We start from the raw sequence: 21,963 nt of genomic DNA, 5'->3' as shown, positions 1-21,963 counted from the left end.
GCCGGCGGCGCCGGGGAACCGCACGGCACGGCTGTGTCACTCCCGGACATCCGCGCCGCGCGGCTCGGCCGCCAGCCACGGCGCTAACACCGCGATGCCCCCGTTCACGCGCGGATCGGCCATGAACCGCGTCACCGCGGCCGACACCGCCAGCAGCAACCCGATCGCCGCACCGGTCTGCGGAATCCCCGAGGACGTCACGAACACCGGCACGGCCGCCACAGCCCCGGCACCGACCTGCACGACGGTGCGGGCGATGGTCCGCCACGGGTGGCGGACCTGGGTCGGCGGGATCTCACCGAGCCGCGCGACCGGTTCGAACGATCCGTCGTCGGAATGCCGGCCCATCACGGCCCCTCGATGCTGGCGAGGACGGCGGCAGCGCTCGTGTCGCCCTTGCCGGCCTCGCGGCGCACGAGATCGACCGCCCATTGCTCGCCGAGGAGGGCCTGGCGCTCGACGTGCGCTTCGTGCACGCGCCCGTCGATGTTGAGCACCAGGCCGAATCCGGTGTCGACCGGATCGTCGCCGTCGCGGTACTTGCTGCGCGACGGGAACGACTTGGTCAGTTCCTCGTAGACCGTGCGCAGCATCGCATCCTGTTCGGGGGTCATATCGTCCTCTCCGGTCGCCGACCACTGGCCGTAGTCGTGGGTCGTGGCTTCGTTGATGTCGCAAGGGATTCCGTCGATCCACGCGTATCCGGCGTTGTTGAGCTGCCGCAGCTGCGCGCGGTCGTCGACGTTGCCGCCCGACCACGCATCGCACTGCCACGCCCACCGCGCCGTGCCGTTGTCCAGGCAGCGGCGCACCACCCAGTAGCCGCCGTACACACCGACGTTCGCGTCCCCGATCACCGTCCCCGCGCCGCGCAGGTAGGCATCGATCGCGTCCTGCTGGTCCGGGCGCGCGTCCCAGTCGGCGCTGAAATAGATCGGCCGGTCCGTCCGGCCGCCGCAGCGCAGCACCTGCGCCAGGGCCGCATACGCGTCGTCGGCGCCGGCGATCCAGCCTTCCAACATGCGGTCGGCGTAGCTCTCCCAGTTCGAGACGATCTCGACGCCGGCCGCGCGCAGCCCGTCGGCCTCCTCGGGAGTCAGCAGTTTGCCCGGCAGACTGCGCCCCCCGGAGGACAGATAGCGGACGACGAACCGGTATCCGGCGTCGCGGATCGCCCGCGGATCGGGCCGGCCTCCGGCGTAGTCCAGGCCGCGCGGATTCATCATGATCGGACCTCCCAGGGATTCGGGCTCCAGCGCGGTGGCGAGCCAGGAGAGCGGGTCGAGGCGATCGGGCCCGGGCAGGGCCCACACCGAGCGGTGCACCTCGAAATGCAGATGCGGGGCGACCGCGCCGTTCGTGTCGGTGTCGGGGTTGATCCGGCCGATGCGCTGCCCCGCGGCGACGTGCGCGCCGAGGGACACCTCCCGCACGATGTGCCCGTACACGGTGGTGCCCGCGCCGTCGTCGGCCGGATGGTCGACGACCAGCCACCCCGCCGGATCCGGGCCACCGAACCCGCCGGCCGCCCCGGCCATGACCACAGTCCCGGCCTGCGCGGCGTACACCGGCATGCCCGCGCTGCCACCGGCGCGCCCGAAATCGCAGCCCCAGTGGAACCCCTCGGCGCGCGGCCCGAACCCGGAGGTCACCACCCGCCCGGCGCCGAGCGGCCAGAACCGCGGCGCCGTCACGACTCCACTCCAGGAAAGTTCTTGCGCCGCTTCAAGACTCCGGCGCGCTTGCTGCCGTTCTCTTCGAGTCGGAACACGCGGTCGACCTCGCCGGGGGTGGCGGTGCGCAGGTGCGCGAGCACCTCGGTGACGGTGTGATGCGCGGGATTGAATCGGGTGATGTGCTCGACGAACTGCCGCGGGTCGGGCATCGCGGCGGGTGCCTGCTGGTCGCCGGCGCGCTCGTCGAACTGCCGCTTGATCTCGGCCTGCAACGCTCCGGAGAGCCGGTTGATATCGACCTCGGGCAGCCAGTCGGCCGGCGGGGGCTCGTCCTTCCATTCGCCCGCCGCGAACATGGGATTGATCTCACCGGCCCGCGGCGGCCAGTAGAAGGTGACCGGGTCCACGACGCGGCGGCCGCCGCCGTCCCACAGCCGGTGCGACCACATCTTCATGCCGGACACCGGGATCGCCATGGAGGCGCCCTTCATGCCCGGCAGGCCCATCAGGAACGGCAGGAAGCACTCGTCGGGATTGTTGGGGTTGCAGTTGTCGACGGTGGGGAACGTGTCGACCGGCAGCCACGGCGAGTGGTCGATCCCGCACTCGATGTGGCAGTAGATGCACGGGCAGCGGCGGGTGCCGCAGATCTTGCACGGGCGATTGAGGGCCACAGCTCACCTCACCGGCCGCAACCGGTGCATCGGTGCGGCGATGACGCGCCCGCGGGATCCGCCGACACGCACCGGCACATACCCGTCGGGGACGTCGTCCTCTTCGCACTCATCGAACTGGGCGACGGCGCCGAACATCACCCGCGGCATCGGCGGCCGTATCGCCAGCAGCGCCACCACCCCGCCGATAGCCTCGACGGGGATCGGCGTGCACCGCGGCCGGTACCCGCCGCCGGCCGCGGCGACCGTGGTGTAGACGATCTGTGCAGGCATCCCGGGTTGCCTCCGATCTGTATGGCGTGGTTGCGGTTTCGCGGGCGATGTCATCCCGCGACGGCGAGGTCGTGGACGGCGCCGAGGACGCTGGCGAGCTTCTCGGTCGAGCGGATCGCGGGGTCCTTCTTGGCGTTGCCGTCGCCGATCGTCGGGATGTACTCGAGCGGTTCGTCGGCGGAGAACCGCAGCCGGATCCGCTTGATGCGGTCGACGTGGATGCGGCCGGTCTTGTCGCCGAGGATCCCGAATCCCACGCGGTCACCGACCCACGCGTGCCCGCGGCCCTGGTCGCCGAGCACCCACGGCGAGCCGTTGTTCACGGTGGCCTCGACGACGACCTGATTGCGGGTCGCCCAGAACCCCTGGCGCAGCACCAGGAGAGCGCCGATCGTGAAGGCGCGGTCGGCCCCGTCCTGGAAGTATTCGAAGTATCGGGACCATCCCGAATTCTGTGCTCTCTCAAGGCTTTTGACGTTCATCCAGGCCAGGACGACATCAGTCCAGAGAGGGGCCGTGAGGGCCGCCAACGCGCCCCCGACCGGCGGCACGAAGAGTGCTGCGGCGATCAGATCCCCGGCCATCTGGATCGCACTGTCGATCCCCTCGTTCACGCCATAGGCGCTGTGACCTCCCACGACCACCTGGACGCCCTTCGCGGGTGTCCTGGTGAACTTGCTCGATTGGATACCGGTCTCCCGGCCGCGCAGCCACACCACGTACGGCGTCGACTTGACCGTCCCGAACACGCCCGGGGTCTTGTAGAAGGGCTCGTCGATCGACGCGACTTCCTCTTCAACCGTGTCGATGTATCCGGCCGCGAAGCTCGCGACGGCGCGGATCAGCCCGTCCCACAGGGTGCCGCCGTGGCTGGTGCCGGTCCAGTTGCCCGACTTGTCGACGATGTCGAGGACCAGGCAGCCGTGGCGCAGCGTCTGGCCGGGGATCGGCTGCTCGTCGTCGGTGGCCAGGTAACGCCGCCACACCAGCGACTGCTCGGCGTCCTCGAGGATCGGCTTGGCGAGGTCGAACCAGTTCTTGAACGTGCTGATCAGCAGGGCCCAGGTGATGCCGTCGTTCAGGTCGTCGATGAAGCTGTGCGGCTTGACGACCACCGACCATTGCGACACGTCCGCCGGCACCCAGTCGGCGCCGGAGAGCGGATCGTCGGCGAGGCTCCACCAATTCTGCTGCTCGCGCATGATTTGCAGGTGGAGCGCCGTGAGGAGGCACCAGCGCGCCCCGCCAGCCAGCAAAAACAGCCTGGGGAACTGTAATGCACTGGGCAGGAAGCTATTTGACCAGACGGTATACCACTTGACCGTCTCAAAATCGGATAGCCAGTCAATCACCAGGACCGATGTGCCGTCGTCGCGTTCCTCGGGAGTGACGTGCTCGAGGCGGCCCGACCATCGGGCCCCGGTAGCGGTGTCGACGGTGATGTGGACATTGCGTTTCTCGCCGCGCTGGATCCGCCCCCATTCGTCCCAGATCCATTGCGCCGCATAGTGATCCCACGGCAGTTCGGTGACACCCGGCCCGGTGTCGTTGTCGACCCACTCGTAGTCGCCGAGGTAGGCGGCCTCCAGCCACCCCTGCAAACCCCAGTCGCCGTCCCACACGCGCACCTCGGGTTCGGCGTTGCGCGCCATCTCCCGCTCGCGCTCGTGCTGCTCAGTGGTCTCCCAGATCGCCTCGCACTCGTCGAGGAGATCCGCGGTCATCGCGGGCATATCAGATCCGCTCCAGTCCCCACGGGCGGCTCCACAGCAACGGCTGGCGCATCAGGATTCCGAACGTGCTACTCGTGACGTTGCGCGCCTCGACGGGCAGTTCGGTCCAATCCGTATACGGCGGAATGACATTCAGCAGCCTGTTACCGCCCCACAGGCCGGTGATGTTCGTGTTCGTCTGGTCGACGAGCGGGATCAGCATGCGGTCGGTGTTCGCGCGAGCGCCGTGCCCGTTCACCGCGCCGATCGGCGGGGTCCACAGCATGCGGCCGGAGTCGTCGCGGCCGGTGAGCACGTCGACACCGGGCACGCGGGCGCCCTTCGGGCCGCGCCACGAGAAGTCCGGGAGCCGGGCCTCACCGTCGCCGGTGATCACGAAACTATGGCGCATCGGCCGGTCGGTGGGGTTGCGCACCCACACCGTGCCGGTGCCGGAGGTGCCGCCGGTCATCTGCCATCCGGCGGGGTGCTCGTCGTCGCCGAGCCAATCCTCTTCGAACCACATCGGTTGCGGCGCAACCAGAGTGGCCGGTAGGAGGCTGTGCCCGTAGTCCCACGGGTCGACGTCCATCTCCATGATGGGTGACTCGGACAGCAGCACGTTCAGCGACCGCGTGCCGGATCGTCCCGCCCGTGAGGTCGTGATGTCGATCCGCGCCGGTTGCGCGTCCGGGTCCCAGGGATCCAACTCGTAGTCGAACGCCATCCGGAGCGCCGAGTCGACATCGGCCCACTCCTCGGGGGTGTCGCCGACCGCGCCGAGGCCGATCATGAGTTCGCGGTGCGGACGCGTCGGCGGGGTCGGCTTGCCGCCGATCTCGAACGCGCCCTTCTTCATGGCGACCTTGACCGGTGCGTCGTAGAGACCCTGGGGGTTGGTGCCGAGGTACACGCCCTGTTCACCCGCGCCCGGCCCGGACAGGCAGAAATAGCTGCCGTCACAGCCGTACAGCTCGACGGTGACGTGCTTACCCACCGAACCTCGCTCCGGCTGCCATCGCCTGGCGTTGCTGCTCGCGGCGGTGAACATCCATCAGCTGGTAGACGTCGGCGACGACGACGTTCCAGTTCTGCACCTGCTTCTCCACCCCGCCGAGCAGCGCGCTCGCGCCCGGGACGCCTTCGAGCTGACCGCGCAGCGCGGTGTCACCGGCCTTGCCGAAGTTCGTGCGCGCGTTGTCCAGAGCGGTCTTCACGGCCGCGTCCTGGTCGAACTGCCCGGCCTCCGGCGGGCCACCGGACGGCGCGAAACCCGGCTCCGTGGACGCCGGCGCCGTCGCGCTCTCGGTGCCGGTCGCGGTGAACGATCCGGGCCAGTTGTCCACCCACACCGGCACCGCGTCACCAGGCGGCCGTCCCGCGCCCCCACCGGCTCCGCTCCCGGCCGCACCGCCACCGGAGGCACTGGCACCACCGCCCGAGGCGCCGCCGCCGTTGGACAGCAGCCCGGCACCGGATCCGACGGCGCCGCCGCCCGCGCCGCCGAGGTCGCCGCCGAGCAGCGCCGAGCGCGGTATGTACATGTGCTGGTCGAACATCGGGTCGGTGACATCGGTTGCCGCGCTGCCGACCACGACCCCGTCACCCGAGCGGGACTCGACCTTGGTTCCGTCGCCGAGGCGCATCGTGGTGTGTCCGTTCGGGCCGCCGCCGCGGTCGTACCAGGCGATAGCGATGTCGCCCGGGCCGCCGAGGCCGGGTAAGGCGCCGCGGGCCTTCAACCATTCGCCCTCGGTCACGGTCGACATGCGGGACTCGAACATCGGCAGGCCCTTGGCGTCGTTGACGACGGCCGACACGAGCCCCGTGCAGTCGATCGCGGTCGTCGAGAATCCGCCCATCTGGTAGACGGCGGGGTCGAGCATGGTGGCGGCGTTCTTGCCGGGGACGATGCCGCCGGCGGCCATCGCGACCGCGGTCATCATGCCGAGGCGGCGGCCGACCTCCATCCAGATCGGCACCGACCGGTCGCGCTTGGCCGGGTCGAGCGGGATATACGCCTCGGGCCCGGCTTCGCCCCACAGGATCGGGTGCCCGGTGATCTGCGCGTTGCGGCCGCTGATCCCGCCGTCGGCCTTCGCGTTCGGCCACAACTGCTGGACGCCACCGATCTGCACCTGTTGCGCTGCGGCAGGGTCACCCGCGATTGCCGACAAGAGGACGTTCGCCTTCAACGAGATCGGGCGGCCGGTGTTGTTGGCGACGAAATCGTCGAGGGTCTTCTGTCCCTCGGCGGTGTTCGCGGTCACGGTCACCTGCCCGTTCGGCAAGGTCGTGACCTTCAGTCCGAGCGCTTCGAGTCGCTGTGTGGTCTCGGGGGTGTTGTCCTGCAGAACGATGGTGTGCCCGTCGGGCAGGGTGGCGACGGTGTTGCCGAGCGCCTGGTAGACGAGCTGGCTGTTCTGTGCGGCGGTGATGTTGTCGGCGACGCTGGTCCGCATCCGGTCCAGCGCGGGGCGGGCGGTGTTGTCGATGCTGTCGGCCATGCCGCGGGCCGTCGCGGCGGCCTGCCCGAAGTTCGAGTCGAGGTTGCGCAGATCGCTGCCGAGGTTGGCGAGGGTCTGGCTGCCGGTGAGTCGCCCGAATACCTCGGTGACCGCGCCCAGGGGGCCGGTGACCGAGCCGAGCGCCGACCCGGCGCCCTCGGCGAACGCGGCCAGGGCCCGCAGCCCGGACGAGGAGAATCCGAGCAGCGCGTCGCCGGCGCCGAACGCGCCGTCGACCACCTTGCCGAGGAATCCGATGATCTCGGCCTGGTGCTGGGTCACCCAGTCGGCGAGCTTTGCCAGCTCGGGCCCGAATGCCTTGGCCAGGGCGTTCGAGATCGCGTCGGTGGAGACCTCGATCGAGCGTTTCGCGCCCTCGATCGAGGCGGCGGCGTTGCCGCCCATCTTGTTCAGCGCGTCCTGCGCGGCACCGCCGACCTTGCCCAGCGAGGCGGCGGCGGAATCCAGGTCGAACGCGTCGAACGCGCCGCCGAGGTCTTCCCATTTCGTGCCGAACAGGGCGACGGCGACCTGTCCGCGGACCAGGGGATCCTGGATGTTGCGCAGCCCGTTGAAGATCTGCTGCGTCGCGTCGTGCGCGGACTTGCCGCCTTCGGCGAACTTGTGGCCGATGTCGTCGGCGTTGAGGCCCAGTTGCGTGAATGCGTCGACGGTGGTCTTGGATCCGTCGACGGCGCGGATCGAGAATTCTTTGATCGCGTCCGCGGCGGTGTCGGAGTCGCGGGCACCGGCGACGAGGGCCTGATTGATCAGGCCCACGGCCTCGGGACCGGATAGGCCCAGTTTGCGGAACTGGGTTCCGTACTCGGTGATGGTGTCGAGGAAATCCTCCGACACGTTGAGCCCGTTCTGCTCGGCGGCGGTGAACAGGTCGAACGCCTCGGTCGCGTCGCCGGCGATGCCGGTCTTGACCGCTTGGCCGGCGGCCCGGGCGACGGCGGGGATCTCCTCGCCCAGCAGCGAGGAGACGCCGCTGAGCTGCTCGATAACCTTCTGTGTTTCCTGCCCGGTCGCCGACTCGTCGAGCAGTCCGGACTGGATGGCGATGCGGGCGGTTTCGGCGTTGTCGGCGACGCTCTCGCCGAATGTGTGGACGTAGGCGCGGCCGGCGCTCTCGCCGATCTTCTGCATGGTGGCGTCGTCGACGCCGAGCCGGGCCTGGGTGAGGTCGAGGGCCTGCTGATTGGCCATGCCGCGGTTCATCGCGGCGAACAGCAGCCCGGGAGCGGTCAGCCCGGCGAGGGATACGGCGGCGGCGACGGTGCCGCCGATGAGGCCGCCCTTGCCGCCGAGCAGCTCGCCGAGCTTGTCGCCCATCCCGCCGGCGATCTCACTGCCTGACGCCTCACCGGCCTTGCGGGAGATGCCAGACAGAGCGCCGGACAGTTTCTCACCGAGGCCCGACAGTTTCCCGCGCAGCCCGGACTCGAGGTTGCCGCCGATGTCGACCTTGCCTGCGCCGGCCGCCGCGGCCTTGGTCGCGGCCTCGACGCTCTTGTTGGCCTGCTCCAGCTCCCCGGCGGCCCGCGCGGTGGCCTTGCTGGCCACCTCGCGGCCCCGCAGCGCGGTGGCGAGTTTCTCCTCGGCGAACGCGTACTGCGAGGACCCCTCTTTGCCCTTATCCCGCAGTTCCTGCAACCGGATCTCGGCGACGCGGACCTTGCCGGCGGCGTCGGCTTCCTTGTCGCGGGCGGCGGCCACGACCGCCGAGGCCCGCTCCACGTCGGCCTTGGAATCGGCGATGCCCTTGGCCACGCCCTTGCCCACGTCGCGCCCGGCGTTGCGGCCGACCGCACCCAACCCCGACAGGTCGCCCGCGACCGCCGCCGCCGCACCCTTCATCGTGGGAATGACTTGCAGCGTGGTGTAGCCGAGAACATCCTGGGGCACGGTCGATCACCCCCTCTCGGTACGTGACGTGGTGGTCGTGGCGAGAGCGCGATTGCGGCGCGCGAACCGGGCCTTGGTCATCTGCTCGGCCGCCGCGCGGCGGGCCGTAATCTTTTTCTGCACAAGCGTTTTCGGCCGCCACGGATGCTGCTGGCGGGTGAAGACCGTGAACAGGTCGGCGAGCAGGTACTCGGTGTATCCCCACCGTGGTTTGCCGTTGTTCGCGGCGATGGTCAGGGCGGCGCGGTCGTCGAGGTACTGGATCGACGCCCAGATCTCGCGCAGGGTGAGCAGGCGCTGCCCGTGCTCGTCGAAACGCCACCGGTCGGAGTAGCGGATCCCGAGCTTGCGCAGATCCGCCTCGAGCGCGATCTCCCGGTACTCGATGATCGACAGCAGCACCGACAGCGGCAGCGGGCGCGGTCGCACCCGGTACAGGTGCGCCAGGACGACCGCGCCGCCCCTCAGTTTCCCGAGTTCAGCCCCAGCGCGGCGTTGATGGCGTCGAACAGGTCGCGGCCGTCCTTGGCGGTCATGTCCGGGTATTTCGTCTGCACCAGCGCGATCTGGGCGTTGCCGAGCAGCCCGTACAGGGCCCGGGTCTCGTTGCCGTGGGCCAGGGGCGCGATGACGTTCCAGTAGCTCCAGGTGTCCACGTCGGTCGGTATCTCGAGGGTCAGGCCGCGCCATTCCACGGGCGTGGTCGCGATGCCCTCGGCCTCGCGCTGCGCAGGCGACTTTGGCGCCTCGGGCTCGGTGATCCCGGGGTGGCCGGTCGCCGCCGGTGTGGCAGCCCGCGGAGCGCGCGGCTTGGCGGGGGTGGTGCGTGGCTTCGTGGTCATGGCGTGGGTTCCTCTTCGTCCGACTTCAGTTGCAGTCCAGCGGTTTTCAGCAAGTAGCGGGCGGCCTCGATGAGGACTTCCTCACCGACGCCGCCGAGTCGCGGCTCGTGGTAGATCTCGGGATTCACCGGGTCGTGGGCGAATCCGGCGGCGAGCAGCTCGTCGCGGAACCGGGCGAGCATCACCGCGGTGTTGCCGGTCGCAGGGTCGTTCTCGGCGGCCTGGTCCTGCGCGGCCTTCTGGATCGTCGCGGCGATCCGGGCCCGGTCGCGCTGTTTGTAGTTGCCGTTCTCGTCGGCGATGCCGAGACGCTGTGCTGCGGACCGGATCTCGGCTTCGGTGGGTACGTTGGTGCGCGAGAGATTGGACATGCGTGGTTCCCTCTTTCGGCGTGGTTGGCCCAAGGGGGCGGCAGGGACCGGCGAACCACGCCAGAACTCCGGCCCTGCCGCGTCTGATTACGCCGCGGCCTCGACGTTCACAGCGGCGCCGGTGCCGACCAGCGAGGACCCGTTGGCGGTGAGCAGCGGGTTTGCCTGCCCGGCGTAGATGCCGGCCAGCACCACCGTGTAGTCGCCGGCCGTGCCGGTCACGGTGACGTTGCCCGTGCCGAGCAGGGCTTGCAGCGCGGTCTGCACCGCCGAGGCCGCCGCGTCGAACGCGATCGCGGTGGTGAAGGTGACGCCGTCGAGCGACAGCGTGAACGTGCCGCCGGTGGCGTTCTCGACCGTAACGGTCTGCGTCTCGTTGATCGGGGTGTATTGCCGCGTGTACAGCAGGCCCGAGCCGGTGGCGAAGATGTCGGCGGTGACTTCCTTGCCGGTCGGATCGGACTCGTTGCGATCCAGATTCGGGATCCAGCACTGCGCCGGCCGCGCGGTGAACAGCCGTTCGGGCACGCCCAGGTCGTTGATGAACTCGAACGCAAGCGGGAAGTAGCCCGGGCGCGGCACGACGATATTCGTCGCCGAGGATCCCGGGTAGGCGATGCGCCGGGTGGTCTGGTTCTCCTCCAGGCATGTGAACACGCGGGATTCCTTGTAGTTCTTGTATCCCTTGCGGTACAGGCCGATTCCCCAGCCGAAGTGCTCGGTCACGTCCCACTCGCGCGGGTTCTTGACCCCGTCGTCGCCGTTGAGGATGCCGAGGTTGTCCCACGTGGCGTCGAACTCGGTGGCGATGGTGGCCGGGATGGTTGGGGTGAGGGTCTTGCCGACGAAAATGGCTGCGTCGGCGAAGATCTGCACCAGATCCGGATTGCGGGTCAGAGACACGGTTCGTCCCCTTTCGTGAGGATGAGCGGATTACTCGGGGCGCGTGGTTCCCCCACCCGAAAGGGGTAGGTGGTCTGGAGGCCGGGCTATCCGGCCAGGGTGCGGGCCTGGGCGGACACCGTGAACGACACGGTGATGCCGCCGTTGTTCGAATCGACGGCCTCGAGCAGGTTCGTCGGGTTGGTGATCGACGCGATGCCCGGGATCCGGTGGGCGAGCAGTACGCCCAGTGCGGCGCCGGCGATCTGCCGTGCGCGGTCGCGGCCGTCGGCCCACACCGTGATCCGCAGGGTCGGCCGGGTCGACACCGGCCACGTGTTCGGGCCGCTGTCGTCGAACACCACGACCGCCGGAACCTTGCTCGGCGTCCACTGCGACGGCAGCACCATCCCGAACGTGGGCGCCGGTGTGGCGACCAGGGCCGGCAGCACGGCCGCGAGGTAGTTCTTGGCGGTCTTCGCCGGATCGGCGGGCAGCCGGAACGGCTTCACGACTTCGCTTTCACCTCGAGGCCGAGCGCGGCAGCCGCCCGGGTCAGCGCCCCGTCCTTGGTCTGCCTCTCCGTCGGCACGCGCACGCCGGCCGCGGCGCGGTCGGTCGTGTACTTGTCGACGGTCACGTCGCCGCCGATCTCATCGGCCAGCGCTTGCGCGAGCGCGTTCACGTGCTCGGTGAAGCGGCGGCGCAGCATCCGGCGCACGACGCCGCTGTTGAGCTTCACCTCGACCCCGGCCACGTCCTCACCCCTTCCCGACGCTGCACAGCGCCACCGTGCCGGCACGGGTGGTGTACGGGGACCGCCACTGTTCCACCTGGATGCTGTAGCGCTCCCCGCGCACCGTCAGCTCGTCCTCGTTGACCAGATCCACGGCCGGGTAGAAGTACACCGACACCTCGACGGTGTCACCGTTGCGGCCGCGGTCGGCGTACTCGGCGGTCGCGCCCGGCGCCACCGCCCGCGCCGACAGCGGCGTATCGGTGGAGTCGACGGGATTGCCGTCGTCGTCCATCCCGCCGCCGCGGTGGCGCATCACGTCCTCGCTCACGGCCGCCCCGGCAGCGCGTAGCGGTCGAGCACGCGCCGCTGGGCGGTGGTGAGCACGACACCGCCCTTGCCGCCGAAGGTGAACGGCCCCATGGTTTCCGGCTGCTCGGCGGTCTCGCCGACCGGTGTCGAGATCGCCGAGGACGCGGCGTCGAGGATCACCGACACGATGTTCTCCGGCACGGTGGCGTAACCGTGGTTCACCACCGCGACCACACCCCGGTAGCGGGCCGTCCACCACCGGAACACCCGCCGGCGCAACGATCCGTCGGCGGACCACTCGTAATCGTCGGTGGTGAGCGTGGTCCCGCACTCGGTCACCGAGGTCACCGAGTTCAGGTGCAGGGTGGGCAATTGCTGGACGGTGCCGCCGCTGCCGTCGGCCGTGAGTGTCTCGTCGACGGCGGGCGCGATGTGCCAGCCGCAGTAGTCGCGGATCTCGCGGACGATCGCGGCCAGGCGCAACTCCTCGAGGCCGGTTCCCTCGACGAGGGCTTGGTACTGCTCGAAGCTGAGCAGCGGCGGCGCGGTCACCTACTCGCCCTGCCCCGGATCCCCGGTGCCGACATCCGGATCGCTGGTCTCCGGGTCACCGTCGGTGCCGGGATCGTCGGCACCGTCGTTCTTGTTCGCGGCAGTCCGCGACTTGTTCGCCGGCTGCCGTCCCTTTCCCCGTGCTCGCGCGGCCGTGGCGGGCTTGGTGCGGGACAGGCCGCGTTCGTGGGCTTCGTCCGCGGTCAGCTTGACCGTGGTCGGCCACCCGTTGATCACGGCGTCGTACTCCTGTAGTTCGGGCATTCCGGTGTCTCCTTCCTGTGCCCGGTCGGCCGGGGCCCCGGCCGACCGGGAGCTGATCAGGGCCATCAGGCCGCGAGGTCCACGTCCACGACCGCGGTCGGACGGGTGACAGCGAACGCCTCGCGCTTCTCGGCGAGGATCGCGACCATGTTGCGGATGAAGAAATCCGCGTGCGAGTCGGTCATGGTGACCGTGGTCTGCTCGCGGTCCCAGATCACCGCCTTGGACCAGTCGGCGAGCGTCCCGTGTCCGGCCGGCTGAGTCTCCGACTCGACGACCGGCACGCCCCACAGGGTCCGCGGCCCGTAGGCGAACGGGCCGCCGTAGAAGAACCGGCCCATCTCGTCGCGGGCCAGGTCGATTGCCTCCGCCTCGGCGGGGTTGACCACGATGGCGGTCGGGTTCACCCGGCCCACCACGCGGGCCTTGGTGATCGCGCGGCGCACCGTGACGAAGATGTCGGTGTCGAACGCCTGCGTCTGGATGCCGCTGGTGTTCAGGACGCCGAGGAAGTTCTCGCCGGTGCCGTTGCCGGTGAGGATCTGCGCTTCCTCGGCCTCGGCGATATCCGCGGCGAGTTCGTCGTTGATCAGGCCCTCGAGCGCGGCCACATCGGCGAGCGCCCGCTTGGTGGCCGGCACCCATTCCGCGATCGTCTTGACCACCGCGGTACGGCGCTCGTAGGCCCACGACCCTTCGGGCTTGTAGCCGCCGCCGGCGGCGTTGGTGAACGTCACCGCGCCCGTGGTGGTGTTTGCGGTCGCGGTCGGCGCCGCCGAGCTGGTGGCCTCCGGCACCGGCGCCGCGGCGTTGGTGTGGCTGGTCTGCGCCACGTACTCGACGGTGTCGGAGCCGGTGCGCCGCACCGAGACCAGATCGCGGATCGTCAGCGGCTTGCGGCCGAGGGGCTCGACGATGCCGGTCTGCTCGGGGACCACGAACGCGCCCGCCGAGGTGTCCGAGCCGCCGATGAACAGGCCCTTCACGCTGATCGGATCGGACTGGATGCGGGCCTTCTCCGGCACGCGGCCATCCTTGAACGGCGCGAGCATTGCCTTGAACTCGGGCGCCTCGACGACCTGCAACCCGAGGGACTTCAACCGCTCGCGGACCGGCGGGCGGCCCTGCGCGTCGACGTCATCGACGGCGGGTTCGCCGATCTCGGTCGCGAGGGCCTTGGCCTCGTCGAGGATCTCGAGATCGCGCTTGGCGACCTTGATTTGCTCGAGAAGGTCTTTGCCCTTCTGCATCGAGGCGTTGTAGTCGGCGAGGATCTGCTCGGCCCAGGTGCTCGGATCACCGTGCTTCTCGATGATCTCGCGGGCCTCGGCGGTCGCGGCGAGCGCGGCCTTCTGCAATTCGCCGAGCTTGGTCTTGGTCATCATGATTGCCGTTACCTCCTGGTGTGAATGGCTATGCGCTGCACTCGATTTCGATTTCCAGCGCGTCCAATGACGCCAGGGAGACGACCGGATTCGGCGTGGTCACCTCGGCGGAAGTCTGGCCGGACTTCCCCGGGGACGGTGCCTTACCGCTGGTCTTTTCCTGCTCGCCGTCGTTGTTCTCCCCGGCCGCGTCGACCGCGGCGAGGACGGAATCGAGGGCCTTGGTGGCTTCCTCGAGCTGCGATTTCACCTCGCGGATCGCGTCCTCGTTCTTCGCCGACAGCACCCGGCCAGCCTTCGCGCGCAGCCCGGCCGCGGCGGTCTTCACCGCGAGGATCTCGGTTTCCTGGTTCGCGCCGATCGGCACGACGCTGATCTCGAACAGGTCGAGCTTGATCAGCGAGTAGTAGGCGTCCTTGTAGGTTTTGCCCTCGCCGACCGGCTCGACCCACTGGCCTTCGACGATGTTGTAGGCGAAACTCATCTGGCTCACACGCCCGGACTTGAGCAGCCGGTACACCTGCGCGGACTTCGGCGACTCCATATCCAGCTGGGCGTGCACCTTCAAACCGTGGTCGTCCTCGGTGGCCTCGAGGATGGCACCGAGGTTGAAGTCCGGGTCGCCGGTGTTGTGTCCCCACAGCAGCGGGATCGGGATGTCCTTGGCCGCCCACTCGGTGAGGGTGTCGGTGAACGCGCCCGGCTGTACCACGTCGCCGTAGGAGTCCTTGTTGCCGAACACCGAGGCGTAGGCGATGAACTCGCCTTCCTTGAGGCCGGAGTCGGGTCCGGCCTTGATCTTCACGGCACACGACTTGGTGTTCACTACGCGTCCTCCTGGTCGTCGTCGGCGGGCTCGTCGGCCGCGGGCTTCACGTCCTGTCCCTCGTCGGTGCCGGGGTCGGCGGGCACGGGGTCGGAATCACCGTTCTGGGTGACGTTGAGGGGCCGGATCAGTTCGTCGCCGCCGTCGACCGGGGGCCGGTTGTCCAGGGCGCGGGCCTCGTTGATGGTCATCCACGGCCCCCCGACTGCGGTCTGAATGGATGCCGCGCGCTGCTCGAACGCGCCGGTGAGCTTCTCGCGCAGGTTGAACTCGACATACACGCGGTCGCTGCCGGTGGTCAGGTCCGGGATGAGCTGGAGCGCGAACTCCTCGGCGAACATCGCCAGCCACGGGCCCAGCGTGTCCTGATAGAGCATCTTGTGCTGCTCGGTGATGTTGGAAAACGTTGCGTGGTCGAGGATTCCGATCATCGGCGGCGGAATGTAGTACGCCGCGGCGACCTCCTCGCGCGACAGCTTCCGCACCTCGAGGTACTGGAGTTCTTTCGCGTTCTGTGCGGCGCCGTTGAACGTCATGCCGTCCTCGAGGATCGGCGTACCGCCCACCTCGGGCCCGTTCCCGGTGTACTGGCTCTGCCAGCTCTTGCGGAACTTCTCCCGCGCATCCTGCGACCACTTCGGCGCCTCGGCGGGCCGCTGCAGGTAGCCTGAAATCCGAGCGCCGTTGCGCAGCACCTGCTCACGCATCCGGGTGGCCGCGAACTCCTCGGCGAGGGTCTGCCGGAGTGCCTCGATCGGCGAGGTGCCGAAATCGTCGGTGCCGGAGTAGCCGCGGAAATACACCACCTGATCGGCGGGGATCATCCGGCGACCCTTGGCGGCGGCGATCTCGAACCGGTCGGGGGTCAGCCAGTTGTCGCCCTTCGGGGTCACCAGCGGCGGCGGCAGCCGGACCAGGCCGTTGCCGTTCGCCGTCTTGGTCTTCCACCAGTAGGCGCGATCGAAGATCGCCATGTCGTGCACGAGCGCATCCATGAGCCGGTACCGCGTCGTCCACGGATTCGGCATCTCGAACAACTGTGCGACCGGGTGGTCGATCAGCCGCCGGCGGTCGTTGTCGCCCACCCGGTTGAACACCTGAATTCCCAGCTGGGAAATGTTGCGCGCCAGGAAGCTCACGCACGTCCGCACGGCCGGTTGCGTGCGCCACAGTTCGAAATAGTCGATCGACAGGCCGTCCGCGATGATCAACCGCGGTGTACGCGGCAGGTCGGGCCGTGACAGGCCCCGGATTGCGCCCTCGCTGACCACGAACGACATCAGAGGGCCTGGATGTAGTCGACATTGGCCTTGTCCACCAGCACCTCACCGTCGGCCGGCGCGGTGTTGTCGCCCTCGTGCACCGCGGCGTCACGCAGCACGTAGAACGGGCCCCGCCACTTCGTGATCACCCCCGCTATCGCGATGCCGCTGAGCAGATTCACCACCACCCGGCGGTGTGCGACATAGCCGTAACCCATCGACCCTCCTGTCACACGACCATCAGGTCGTCGTCCTCGTAGGCGCTGCGCTGGTCGGGCCCGGAGTCGATCGCGCGGGCGAGCGCCATGATCAGGGCCGCTACCGCGTCGATCTTCTCGGCGGCAGATGCTTTGTCCGGCTTGACATTTCCTGCCGGATCCATCGCGACGGCGAAGTTGTCGACCATCCACCGCACCGCCGGATTGCCGCCGTGCCGCATGATCGGCGCCTGTTCGGTGCCCTGGAGCACCAGCCGCTGGAGTTCTTTCGTCGGTGACGACAGCGAGGCGTAGCCCTGCCCGATGGTGACCATCGGCGCGCCCTCGGCGGTCAGGTTGTTCACCAGCTGCGAGGAGTTCCAGCGGTCGTAGGCGATCTCGGCCACGTCGAAGGTCTCCGAGTCCCGCAGGATCGCGGCCTCGATGTAGTCGTAATCGGCGACGTTGCCCGGGGTGGTGGTCAGGATGCCGGCCTTCACCCAGGCCGACGCCGCGCCGGCGGTGCGGCGGTCCAGGGCCGCGATGTTGTCTTCCGGGGTCCACAGCCGCCACAGCAGGTCGTAGCCGCCGCGCTCGGCGTCGGGGAACACGTAGCACAGGGCGCAGAGGTCGCTCGTCGACGCCAGATCCAGACCGCCGTAGCAGGTGCGGCCGTGCAGCCGCAGCTCGTCGACGATCGAGGCGTTGCGGTCCCAGGCGTCGATGTCGAGGTACTTGGTCTGCTGTTTCGTGCGGATCCCGAGGTGCAGGCGCAGATACGACGCCAGATCGGCGGGGGACTGCTGCGCCTTCACCGCGGCCTGGCGCAGGAACATGCGGGTCGGCGAGATCCCGAATCCCGGGTTCGCGCTGCGCTGCGTCTGCTCGGACAGCGGATCCGCCTCCGGATCGGCCGCCCAGATCACGCCGTAGGTGGTTTCGTCGCGCAGCACGCCGCGCGCCAGCTGCTCGACGAGTGTCCGCTTGCGGTCGTAGACGGTTTCCTTGCGGCTCGCGTCCGCCGTGGTGATGAACACGATCAGCGGCTGCGTGCGGGATCCGGTGCCGGTCTCGATCGCCTCGACGAGTTCGTTGGTCTTGTGCAGGTGCAGCTCGTCGACGATGCCGCCGTGCAAGTCGGCGCCGTGTTGGGCGTCGCCCGCGTTCGCCACCGGCTGGAAGTAGCTGCCGGTGCGGTTGTGGACGATCTTCGCCTTGAACGGCGTGACGTGCTTGCGCAGCGCCGGCGACTGCTCGGCGAGTTGCTTGATCGGCGCGAACACGAACTGTGCCTGTTCCAAGCGGGTGGCCGCGGTGATCACCTGTGCGCCCTGCTCGCCGTCGGCGCAGGTCAGGTAGATGCCGATGCCGCCCGAGAGTGTCGACTTGCCGTTCTTGCGCGGTACGTCGACGTACAGGGTGCGGATGATCCGCACGTACACCCCGAAGTCCTCGTCGAGGCGCACCCACCCGAACGTCGGGGCGAGGATGTAGCCGGCCTGCCACGGATCCGGCACCAGCGGTCGCCCGGCGAGACGGCCCTTGGTGTGCCGCAGGGCCCGGAACGTGGCGAGCACCTTGTCCACCCGGTCCGCGTCGAACCGGGCACCGGGCACGTCGCGCGGCTCGGGGGTCTTCCACCGCGGCGGGCAGTCCGGCAGCGGGATGCCGCGAGACAGCAGGTACCAGGCGACCTCGGGGGAGAGCTTGAGCCGCTCGAGCTCCTCGGCGTCCGGTAGCTCGATACCGTGCGGGCTCGGGCTATTCGAACGGGTTGTCATGGTTGCCGCCACCGTCAGGGGTGCGGGCGAGCTTGCTCTCCGCCGACGGCGTCAACCCGAACTCCTGCGCCAGGCCGCGCAGCTGCGCCGCGGCGTTCTCGGCGACGGTGACGGCGGGATTCTTCGCCGTCCACTCCGATTCGGTGCCGTCCTTGCGGAGCGTGCGGTTGACGATCGTGAACCCGTTGTACTGCACATCCCGGGTGGCCTGGACGAACCGCGCCCACGTCTCGCAATACACCGCGAGCAGCGCCCGGTCTTCCTCTTTCAGCAGGTCCAGACGCGCCAGCCCCGGCACGATCCGCCGCCACTCGGCACGCGCCTCCCTGGACAGCCACGTCGGGGGATTCGGCGGGATCCGCCGGAACGCCGGCGTCGGCTCGACGACCCGGCCACCGGAATCACGGCCGTCCGCGCGGCCACCGAGCAGCCGCAGCGCGGCCGGTGCGGCTGTGCGCCCCATCGCACCCCCCTTCCCGAAATTCTGAGCAGAGAGAAGGAAGCGCACCGCGGCGTGGTCCTATAACCGCAGGTCAGAGACTTAAGCCCCCTTACCCCCTCTGACCTGCGGTTTTGCGTCGCAAGCGCCAACGTTGCACCGTCCGATTCCGTCCGCACCCAACGGAGTGATCCGGATCACAATCAAGCTCCCGTCGTTTCCTAGGGTGCGGCTTGCGCCTCGGCGCTCGTCTTCGCCGCGTGGCAGTCGTGGCACAGCGATTGCAGGTTGGCCCAGTCGTACCGGTCACCACCGGATCCGATGTTGACGATGTGGTCGACCTCGACGGCCAGGGCCCGGCATCCGCGTGCCTCGCACATCGGATCGGCAGCGAGCTTCGCGGCCCGCAGCTTCCGCCAGCGTCGAGTGCTGCCGCTGCCGGTGTAGCCGTTGCGTCCCGACCAGGCCGGAGTGCACGGGCACCGCTGCCCCGGTGGTGCGGGCTGACGGCAGCGGTTGCAGATCCGGGGCGGGCGTTGCGGCATGACGCTCACCTCTGGCGCGGGTCAGCCCTGCTACTCAGGTGGCCAGTTCCAGTGACCATCGGTCGGAGTGTCGGCGTAGGGGATGGGGAGCGGGTTGCCCTGCTCGTCGTACAGGCCCGGGTGAGTGGGTGGGATGAACGTGGTCAGGTAGACGGCGTTATCGGCGAGCACCTGGGTGATGGTGGCCGCTACGACTTCGTCTCCGTACTGGAAGTTGACGAGCTGGCCGACCTCGGGTTCCCGCATCCGACACCTCCCCGATCGTGATGCTTGACAGCTTGCATCCAGGTCAGACAGTTGTCAACGACCATATACGTGGTGCGGCGCGCCGTCCTCAAGCCGTGTATCCCTCGACCACCTCGAGGAAGATGAGCCATCCTTGCTTGCGCGCGTCGTCCGCGTCGCCGGTGAATCTCCATCCCTGCGCCGTGGCGTCGGATGCGAACGCGCCGGTGTCCATGAGCCGCGGTTGGATCGTGATCTGCGCCGGTTTTTCCCAGACACAGAACCGCCAGTACTCGGCGGCGAGTTCGCGAGCGCGTTGGTCGGTCGTACACCACCCGATCGGTACCGGGCCCTCCTCGAAGTACGGACGTTCTACGACCCACACGGTCTGCCTCGCCTCTGCCGATTCGCTCATGTCCTCGATCCTTTCGTGCCAGCATGCATCGCTCATGATGCGCGTCCTTTCCCCGGGTTGGCGCGGCGTAGCCGGCGGATGTCGCCGAGCTGGTACATGGGCTCATCGGTGCGCCGCTGCCGCGTGTCGACGATGCGGCCGTCGCCGGTGCGCCAGGCGCGGGGCAGCAGCTGCCGCCGCGATACCCAGGAGTCGGCGGTGCCACGCGGGAGCGGCTCGTCGATCCGCTCGAACAGCCGTAGTGCTTCGTCGAGGGTGACGACCATCGGGTCGGCCGCGGTGAGTGTGTAGCTGAGGATGTCGGCGACGCGGGATTGCTGGCCGCAGGTGTTGCAGCGGATCCAGGTTTCGCCGGTGTCGGCGCGCAGCTCGGTGCCGCAGGCGCTGCCGTCGGGTAGCTGGCCGTCGCAGGCGCCGATGTAGCGGCGTTCGTGCGGGCGGTCGATCACCGAACCGATCCCGGCTACGGCGCGGGTGATGTCGCGGTAGAGCCGGTCGGCGTTCGGGTGGTGCCGCAGGACATGTGGATCGTTGGCCAGCCACATCGCCACCTGCTCGAGCACGGTGGCCGGTGTGGCGATGGCCTCGCCGTGGCGGCGGGCCAGGCGGACCGTGTGAGAGTGCAGGCGCTGGACATGGACGGGGACGACCATCGGGCCGATGGTCTGGGTGCGGGCGTTGACCGCCATCTGCCGCAGGCTCGGGGCGCCGACCGGAATCGTGGTGTTCTGCTGGCGGGCGATGGTCAGGGCCCAGGAGATCACAGCTTCGTGCAGCCGCCCCAGAGCGCGATCCCCGACCAGTTCGGCGCCCACCGGGTCGTCCGTACTTGGGTGGTCTTCGTTGGGTGCTCCGGCGACCGAGCGGACGGGCATCGGCCGCTCGGCCGGGCGTGCGCCGAGGTGTTGCGGGCTGTATCGGGCTTGGCCGGTGCGGGTGACGGTGAGATCGGCGAGCAGGGCGGGAATTTCGCGCAGGTCGGTGACGAGCCGGTTCCCGCAGAGCTGGCACAACGGCCGCCGGTCGGGTACGGGGCGGTCGCAGATGCGGCACGGCGGGAACGGCGCGGGCATGGCGTGGTCCCCCTTCCTATGGGTCGTCGGTGCTGGTGGTGTCCTCGATGATCATGGTCCGTCCAGTGGGGGTGATCCGCTGATAGGGCGCCCGGTAATAGCCTGTGTCGCCGGTGTATTCGACCCATCCGCGGTTGCGCATCGGGACCAGGCTGGAGCACACCCCGTCCAGGAGAATGCCGGTTTCGTGGGCGATCATTCGGGCTGTTCGCGGCTTGTCGTCGTCGAGCAGCCGCAAGATCGCCTGTTGACGGGCTCCGGCGCCGAGGACGCCGCCCATCAGTTCTGTCCTGGGTCGGTTTTGATGCGGATGTCCGGGGTGGTGCCCGGGGGGACGGGACCGAATTCGGATTCGAGGTGAGCGATGTAGCGGGCGAGTTCGTGGGCGTTGGCGACCATCCGCGTGGACATGTCTTCGGCGGCGGTGAAGTTGGGGGTGTCGCTGGCGATTTCGGCGGCAGCGAGCAGCGCCCGGGAGGCGACGAACATGGCAAGGGCTGTGGTTGCGAGTTGCCGGGAGGCCAGCGGGAGGCGGGAGATGCCCGTGCCGACGAAATGGGCCAGATCCTTGGTCTGTACGGCGAGGGTGGACAGGATCGCGGCGATATCGTCGCTGTGGCCGGTGAACCAGCCCTTCATCCACTGGATTTGCAGTGGGCCGCCGCGGATCCCGTTCTCGTACTGTTCGAGGACGGCGGCGAGGAGGCCGGCGTATTGGGCGGCGTCGCCGCGCTCACCGTACGGATTTTGTAGCGGTTGCCCGCTGTAGGTGGTGATGCCGAGGGACTCCAGCGCGCGGCGCAGTCGCCGAGCCTCCGGGAGGGCCTGGGCGTATAGGTCCGCGGTGAGATCGTTGTCGCCGGCCAGATTCGCGGTGAGGTCGTCGAACAGGCGACGGTCGTCGTCGGGATCGGTCATGGCTGCGGGATGTCTCCGGTCGGTGCGGGGGTCGTGGATGCGTAGGGATAGGAGGCGGTGTGTTGCCGGTCGGTCCAGCGCCGGACGGCGGCCTCGTGGATGTCCGGGGTGATGGACATGTCGCGGTCGATCTCGATGGTGACGCTGCGGTCGTGCAGCGCGAGAATCCCGGACGGCATGCTCTG

The 21,963-nt window shown here is 69.0% G+C and carries 29 protein-coding genes; all 29 read right to left on the bottom strand.

Annotated features, from left to right (window positions below; genetic code table 11):
- Positions 1–36: 36 nt before the first annotated feature.
- On the bottom strand, positions 37–348 hold the full coding sequence (locus tag ON41_RS38690) for a hypothetical protein (protein WP_051160803.1): 312 nt from the start codon (positions 346–348) through the stop codon (positions 37–39).
- A complete protein-coding gene (locus ON41_RS00140; RefSeq protein WP_040743955.1) occupies positions 348–1,694 on the bottom strand; it encodes a glycoside hydrolase domain-containing protein in 1,347 nt (448 codons plus the stop codon). The genes ON41_RS38690 and ON41_RS00140 overlap by 1 nt, the downstream gene beginning before the upstream one ends.
- Positions 1,691–2,350 (bottom strand): phage gene 29 protein family protein, encoded by a 660-nt coding sequence (locus ON41_RS42840; protein WP_040743954.1) that lies wholly within the window; start codon positions 2,348–2,350, stop codon positions 1,691–1,693. Before ON41_RS42840 ends, ON41_RS00140 begins: the two co-directional genes overlap by 4 nt.
- Positions 2,351–2,353: 3 nt before the next feature.
- A complete protein-coding gene (locus tag ON41_RS00130; RefSeq protein WP_040743952.1) occupies positions 2,354–2,623 on the bottom strand; it encodes a hypothetical protein in 270 nt (89 codons plus the stop codon).
- 50 nt (positions 2,624–2,673) lie between these two features.
- On the bottom strand, positions 2,674–4,356 hold the full coding sequence (locus ON41_RS00125) for a Gp37-like protein (RefSeq protein WP_040743951.1): 1,683 nt from the start codon (positions 4,354–4,356) through the stop codon (positions 2,674–2,676).
- A gap of 1 nt (position 4,357) precedes the next feature.
- Positions 4,358–5,332 (bottom strand): hypothetical protein, encoded by a 975-nt coding sequence (locus ON41_RS00120; protein WP_157185304.1) that lies wholly within the window; start codon positions 5,330–5,332, stop codon positions 4,358–4,360.
- Positions 5,325–8,753, bottom strand: coding sequence for a phage tail tape measure protein (locus tag ON41_RS38685; protein ID WP_051160802.1), 3,429 nt, complete (start codon positions 8,751–8,753; stop codon positions 5,325–5,327). The genes ON41_RS00120 and ON41_RS38685 overlap by 8 nt, the downstream gene beginning before the upstream one ends.
- A gap of 6 nt (positions 8,754–8,759) precedes the next feature.
- Complete coding sequence (locus ON41_RS00110) at positions 8,760–9,182, bottom strand: hypothetical protein (protein WP_040743948.1); 423 nt, start codon at positions 9,180–9,182, stop codon at positions 8,760–8,762.
- A 35-nt stretch (positions 9,183–9,217) separates the two neighbouring features.
- Positions 9,218–9,595, bottom strand: coding sequence for a hypothetical protein (locus ON41_RS00105; RefSeq protein ID WP_040743947.1), 378 nt, complete (start codon positions 9,593–9,595; stop codon positions 9,218–9,220).
- Positions 9,592–9,966, bottom strand: a complete 375-nt coding sequence (locus ON41_RS00100) for a glycosyltransferase family 29 protein (protein WP_040743946.1) — start codon at positions 9,964–9,966, stop codon at positions 9,592–9,594. The genes ON41_RS00105 and ON41_RS00100 overlap by 4 nt, the downstream gene beginning before the upstream one ends.
- 87 nt (positions 9,967–10,053) lie before the next feature.
- Positions 10,054–10,869: a hypothetical protein gene (locus tag ON41_RS38680; protein WP_051160801.1), complete on the bottom strand. Its 816-nt coding sequence runs from the start codon at positions 10,867–10,869 to the stop codon at positions 10,054–10,056.
- An 86-nt stretch (positions 10,870–10,955) separates the two neighbouring features.
- Positions 10,956–11,360, bottom strand: coding sequence for a hypothetical protein (locus ON41_RS00090; protein ID WP_051160800.1), 405 nt, complete (start codon positions 11,358–11,360; stop codon positions 10,956–10,958).
- The gene (locus tag ON41_RS00085) at positions 11,357–11,605 is read right to left on the bottom strand and encodes a hypothetical protein (protein ID WP_040743945.1); all 249 of its coding nucleotides are present in this window, start codon (positions 11,603–11,605) and stop codon (positions 11,357–11,359) included. The genes ON41_RS00090 and ON41_RS00085 overlap by 4 nt, the downstream gene beginning before the upstream one ends.
- A 4-nt stretch (positions 11,606–11,609) precedes the next feature.
- On the bottom strand, positions 11,610–11,915 hold the full coding sequence (locus ON41_RS00080) for a hypothetical protein (RefSeq protein ID WP_040743944.1): 306 nt from the start codon (positions 11,913–11,915) through the stop codon (positions 11,610–11,612).
- Positions 11,912–12,448, bottom strand: a complete 537-nt coding sequence (locus tag ON41_RS38675) for a hypothetical protein (RefSeq protein ID WP_051160799.1) — start codon at positions 12,446–12,448, stop codon at positions 11,912–11,914. The genes ON41_RS00080 and ON41_RS38675 overlap by 4 nt, the downstream gene beginning before the upstream one ends.
- Positions 12,449–12,712, bottom strand: a complete 264-nt coding sequence (locus ON41_RS00070) for a hypothetical protein (protein WP_157185303.1) — start codon at positions 12,710–12,712, stop codon at positions 12,449–12,451.
- A 65-nt stretch (positions 12,713–12,777) separates the two neighbouring features.
- Positions 12,778–14,097: a phage major capsid protein gene (locus ON41_RS00065; protein ID WP_040743942.1), complete on the bottom strand. Its 1,320-nt coding sequence runs from the start codon at positions 14,095–14,097 to the stop codon at positions 12,778–12,780.
- Positions 14,098–14,125: 28 nt separating this feature from the next.
- Entirely contained in the window at positions 14,126–14,923 is a 798-nt protein-coding gene (locus tag ON41_RS00060; protein ID WP_040743941.1) for an HK97 family phage prohead protease, read from the bottom strand.
- Positions 14,923–16,203: a phage portal protein gene (locus ON41_RS00055; RefSeq protein WP_040743940.1), complete on the bottom strand. Its 1,281-nt coding sequence runs from the start codon at positions 16,201–16,203 to the stop codon at positions 14,923–14,925. Before ON41_RS00055 ends, ON41_RS00060 begins: the two co-directional genes overlap by 1 nt.
- Positions 16,203–16,403, bottom strand: coding sequence for a hypothetical protein (locus ON41_RS00050; RefSeq protein WP_040743939.1), 201 nt, complete (start codon positions 16,401–16,403; stop codon positions 16,203–16,205). Before ON41_RS00050 ends, ON41_RS00055 begins: the two co-directional genes overlap by 1 nt.
- A gap of 11 nt (positions 16,404–16,414) precedes the next feature.
- On the bottom strand, positions 16,415–18,163 hold the full coding sequence (locus ON41_RS00045) for a terminase large subunit (protein WP_051160798.1): 1,749 nt from the start codon (positions 18,161–18,163) through the stop codon (positions 16,415–16,417).
- A complete protein-coding gene (locus ON41_RS00040) occupies positions 18,144–18,626 on the bottom strand; it encodes a phage terminase small subunit P27 family (protein ID WP_040743938.1) in 483 nt (160 codons plus the stop codon). The genes ON41_RS00045 and ON41_RS00040 overlap by 20 nt, the downstream gene beginning before the upstream one ends.
- A gap of 197 nt (positions 18,627–18,823) precedes the next feature.
- Entirely contained in the window at positions 18,824–19,147 is a 324-nt protein-coding gene (locus ON41_RS42445) for an HNH endonuclease (RefSeq protein WP_040743937.1), read from the bottom strand.
- 30 nt (positions 19,148–19,177) lie between these two features.
- Positions 19,178–19,393: a hypothetical protein gene (locus ON41_RS00030; RefSeq protein ID WP_040743936.1), complete on the bottom strand. Its 216-nt coding sequence runs from the start codon at positions 19,391–19,393 to the stop codon at positions 19,178–19,180.
- Between the two features lie 88 nt (positions 19,394–19,481).
- Positions 19,482–19,787 carry a hypothetical protein gene (locus ON41_RS00025; protein WP_040743935.1) on the bottom strand — a complete coding sequence of 102 codons (306 nt, stop codon included), beginning with the start codon at positions 19,785–19,787 and terminating at the stop codon, positions 19,482–19,484.
- Positions 19,788–19,819: 32 nt separating this feature from the next.
- Positions 19,820–20,860 (bottom strand): hypothetical protein, encoded by a 1,041-nt coding sequence (locus tag ON41_RS00020; RefSeq protein WP_040743933.1) that lies wholly within the window; start codon positions 20,858–20,860, stop codon positions 19,820–19,822.
- 16 nt (positions 20,861–20,876) lie between these two features.
- Positions 20,877–21,140 carry a hypothetical protein gene (locus ON41_RS00015; protein ID WP_040743931.1) on the bottom strand — a complete coding sequence of 88 codons (264 nt, stop codon included), beginning with the start codon at positions 21,138–21,140 and terminating at the stop codon, positions 20,877–20,879.
- Positions 21,140–21,778 (bottom strand): hypothetical protein, encoded by a 639-nt coding sequence (locus ON41_RS00010; protein WP_040743929.1) that lies wholly within the window; start codon positions 21,776–21,778, stop codon positions 21,140–21,142. The genes ON41_RS00015 and ON41_RS00010 overlap by 1 nt, the downstream gene beginning before the upstream one ends.
- A partial coding sequence (locus ON41_RS00005; RefSeq protein ID WP_040743927.1) for a hypothetical protein occupies positions 21,775–21,963 on the bottom strand: 189 nt, incomplete at its 5' end. The genes ON41_RS00005 and ON41_RS00010, both read right to left, overlap by 4 nt.

This window comes from Nocardia transvalensis NBRC 15921, from assembly GCF_000308875.1.
Taxonomy (GTDB): domain Bacteria; phylum Actinomycetota; class Actinomycetes; order Mycobacteriales; family Mycobacteriaceae; genus Nocardia; species Nocardia transvalensis.
Note: the sequence above shows the minus strand (reverse complement) of the source record. Positions and strands in the feature narration are given on the sequence as shown.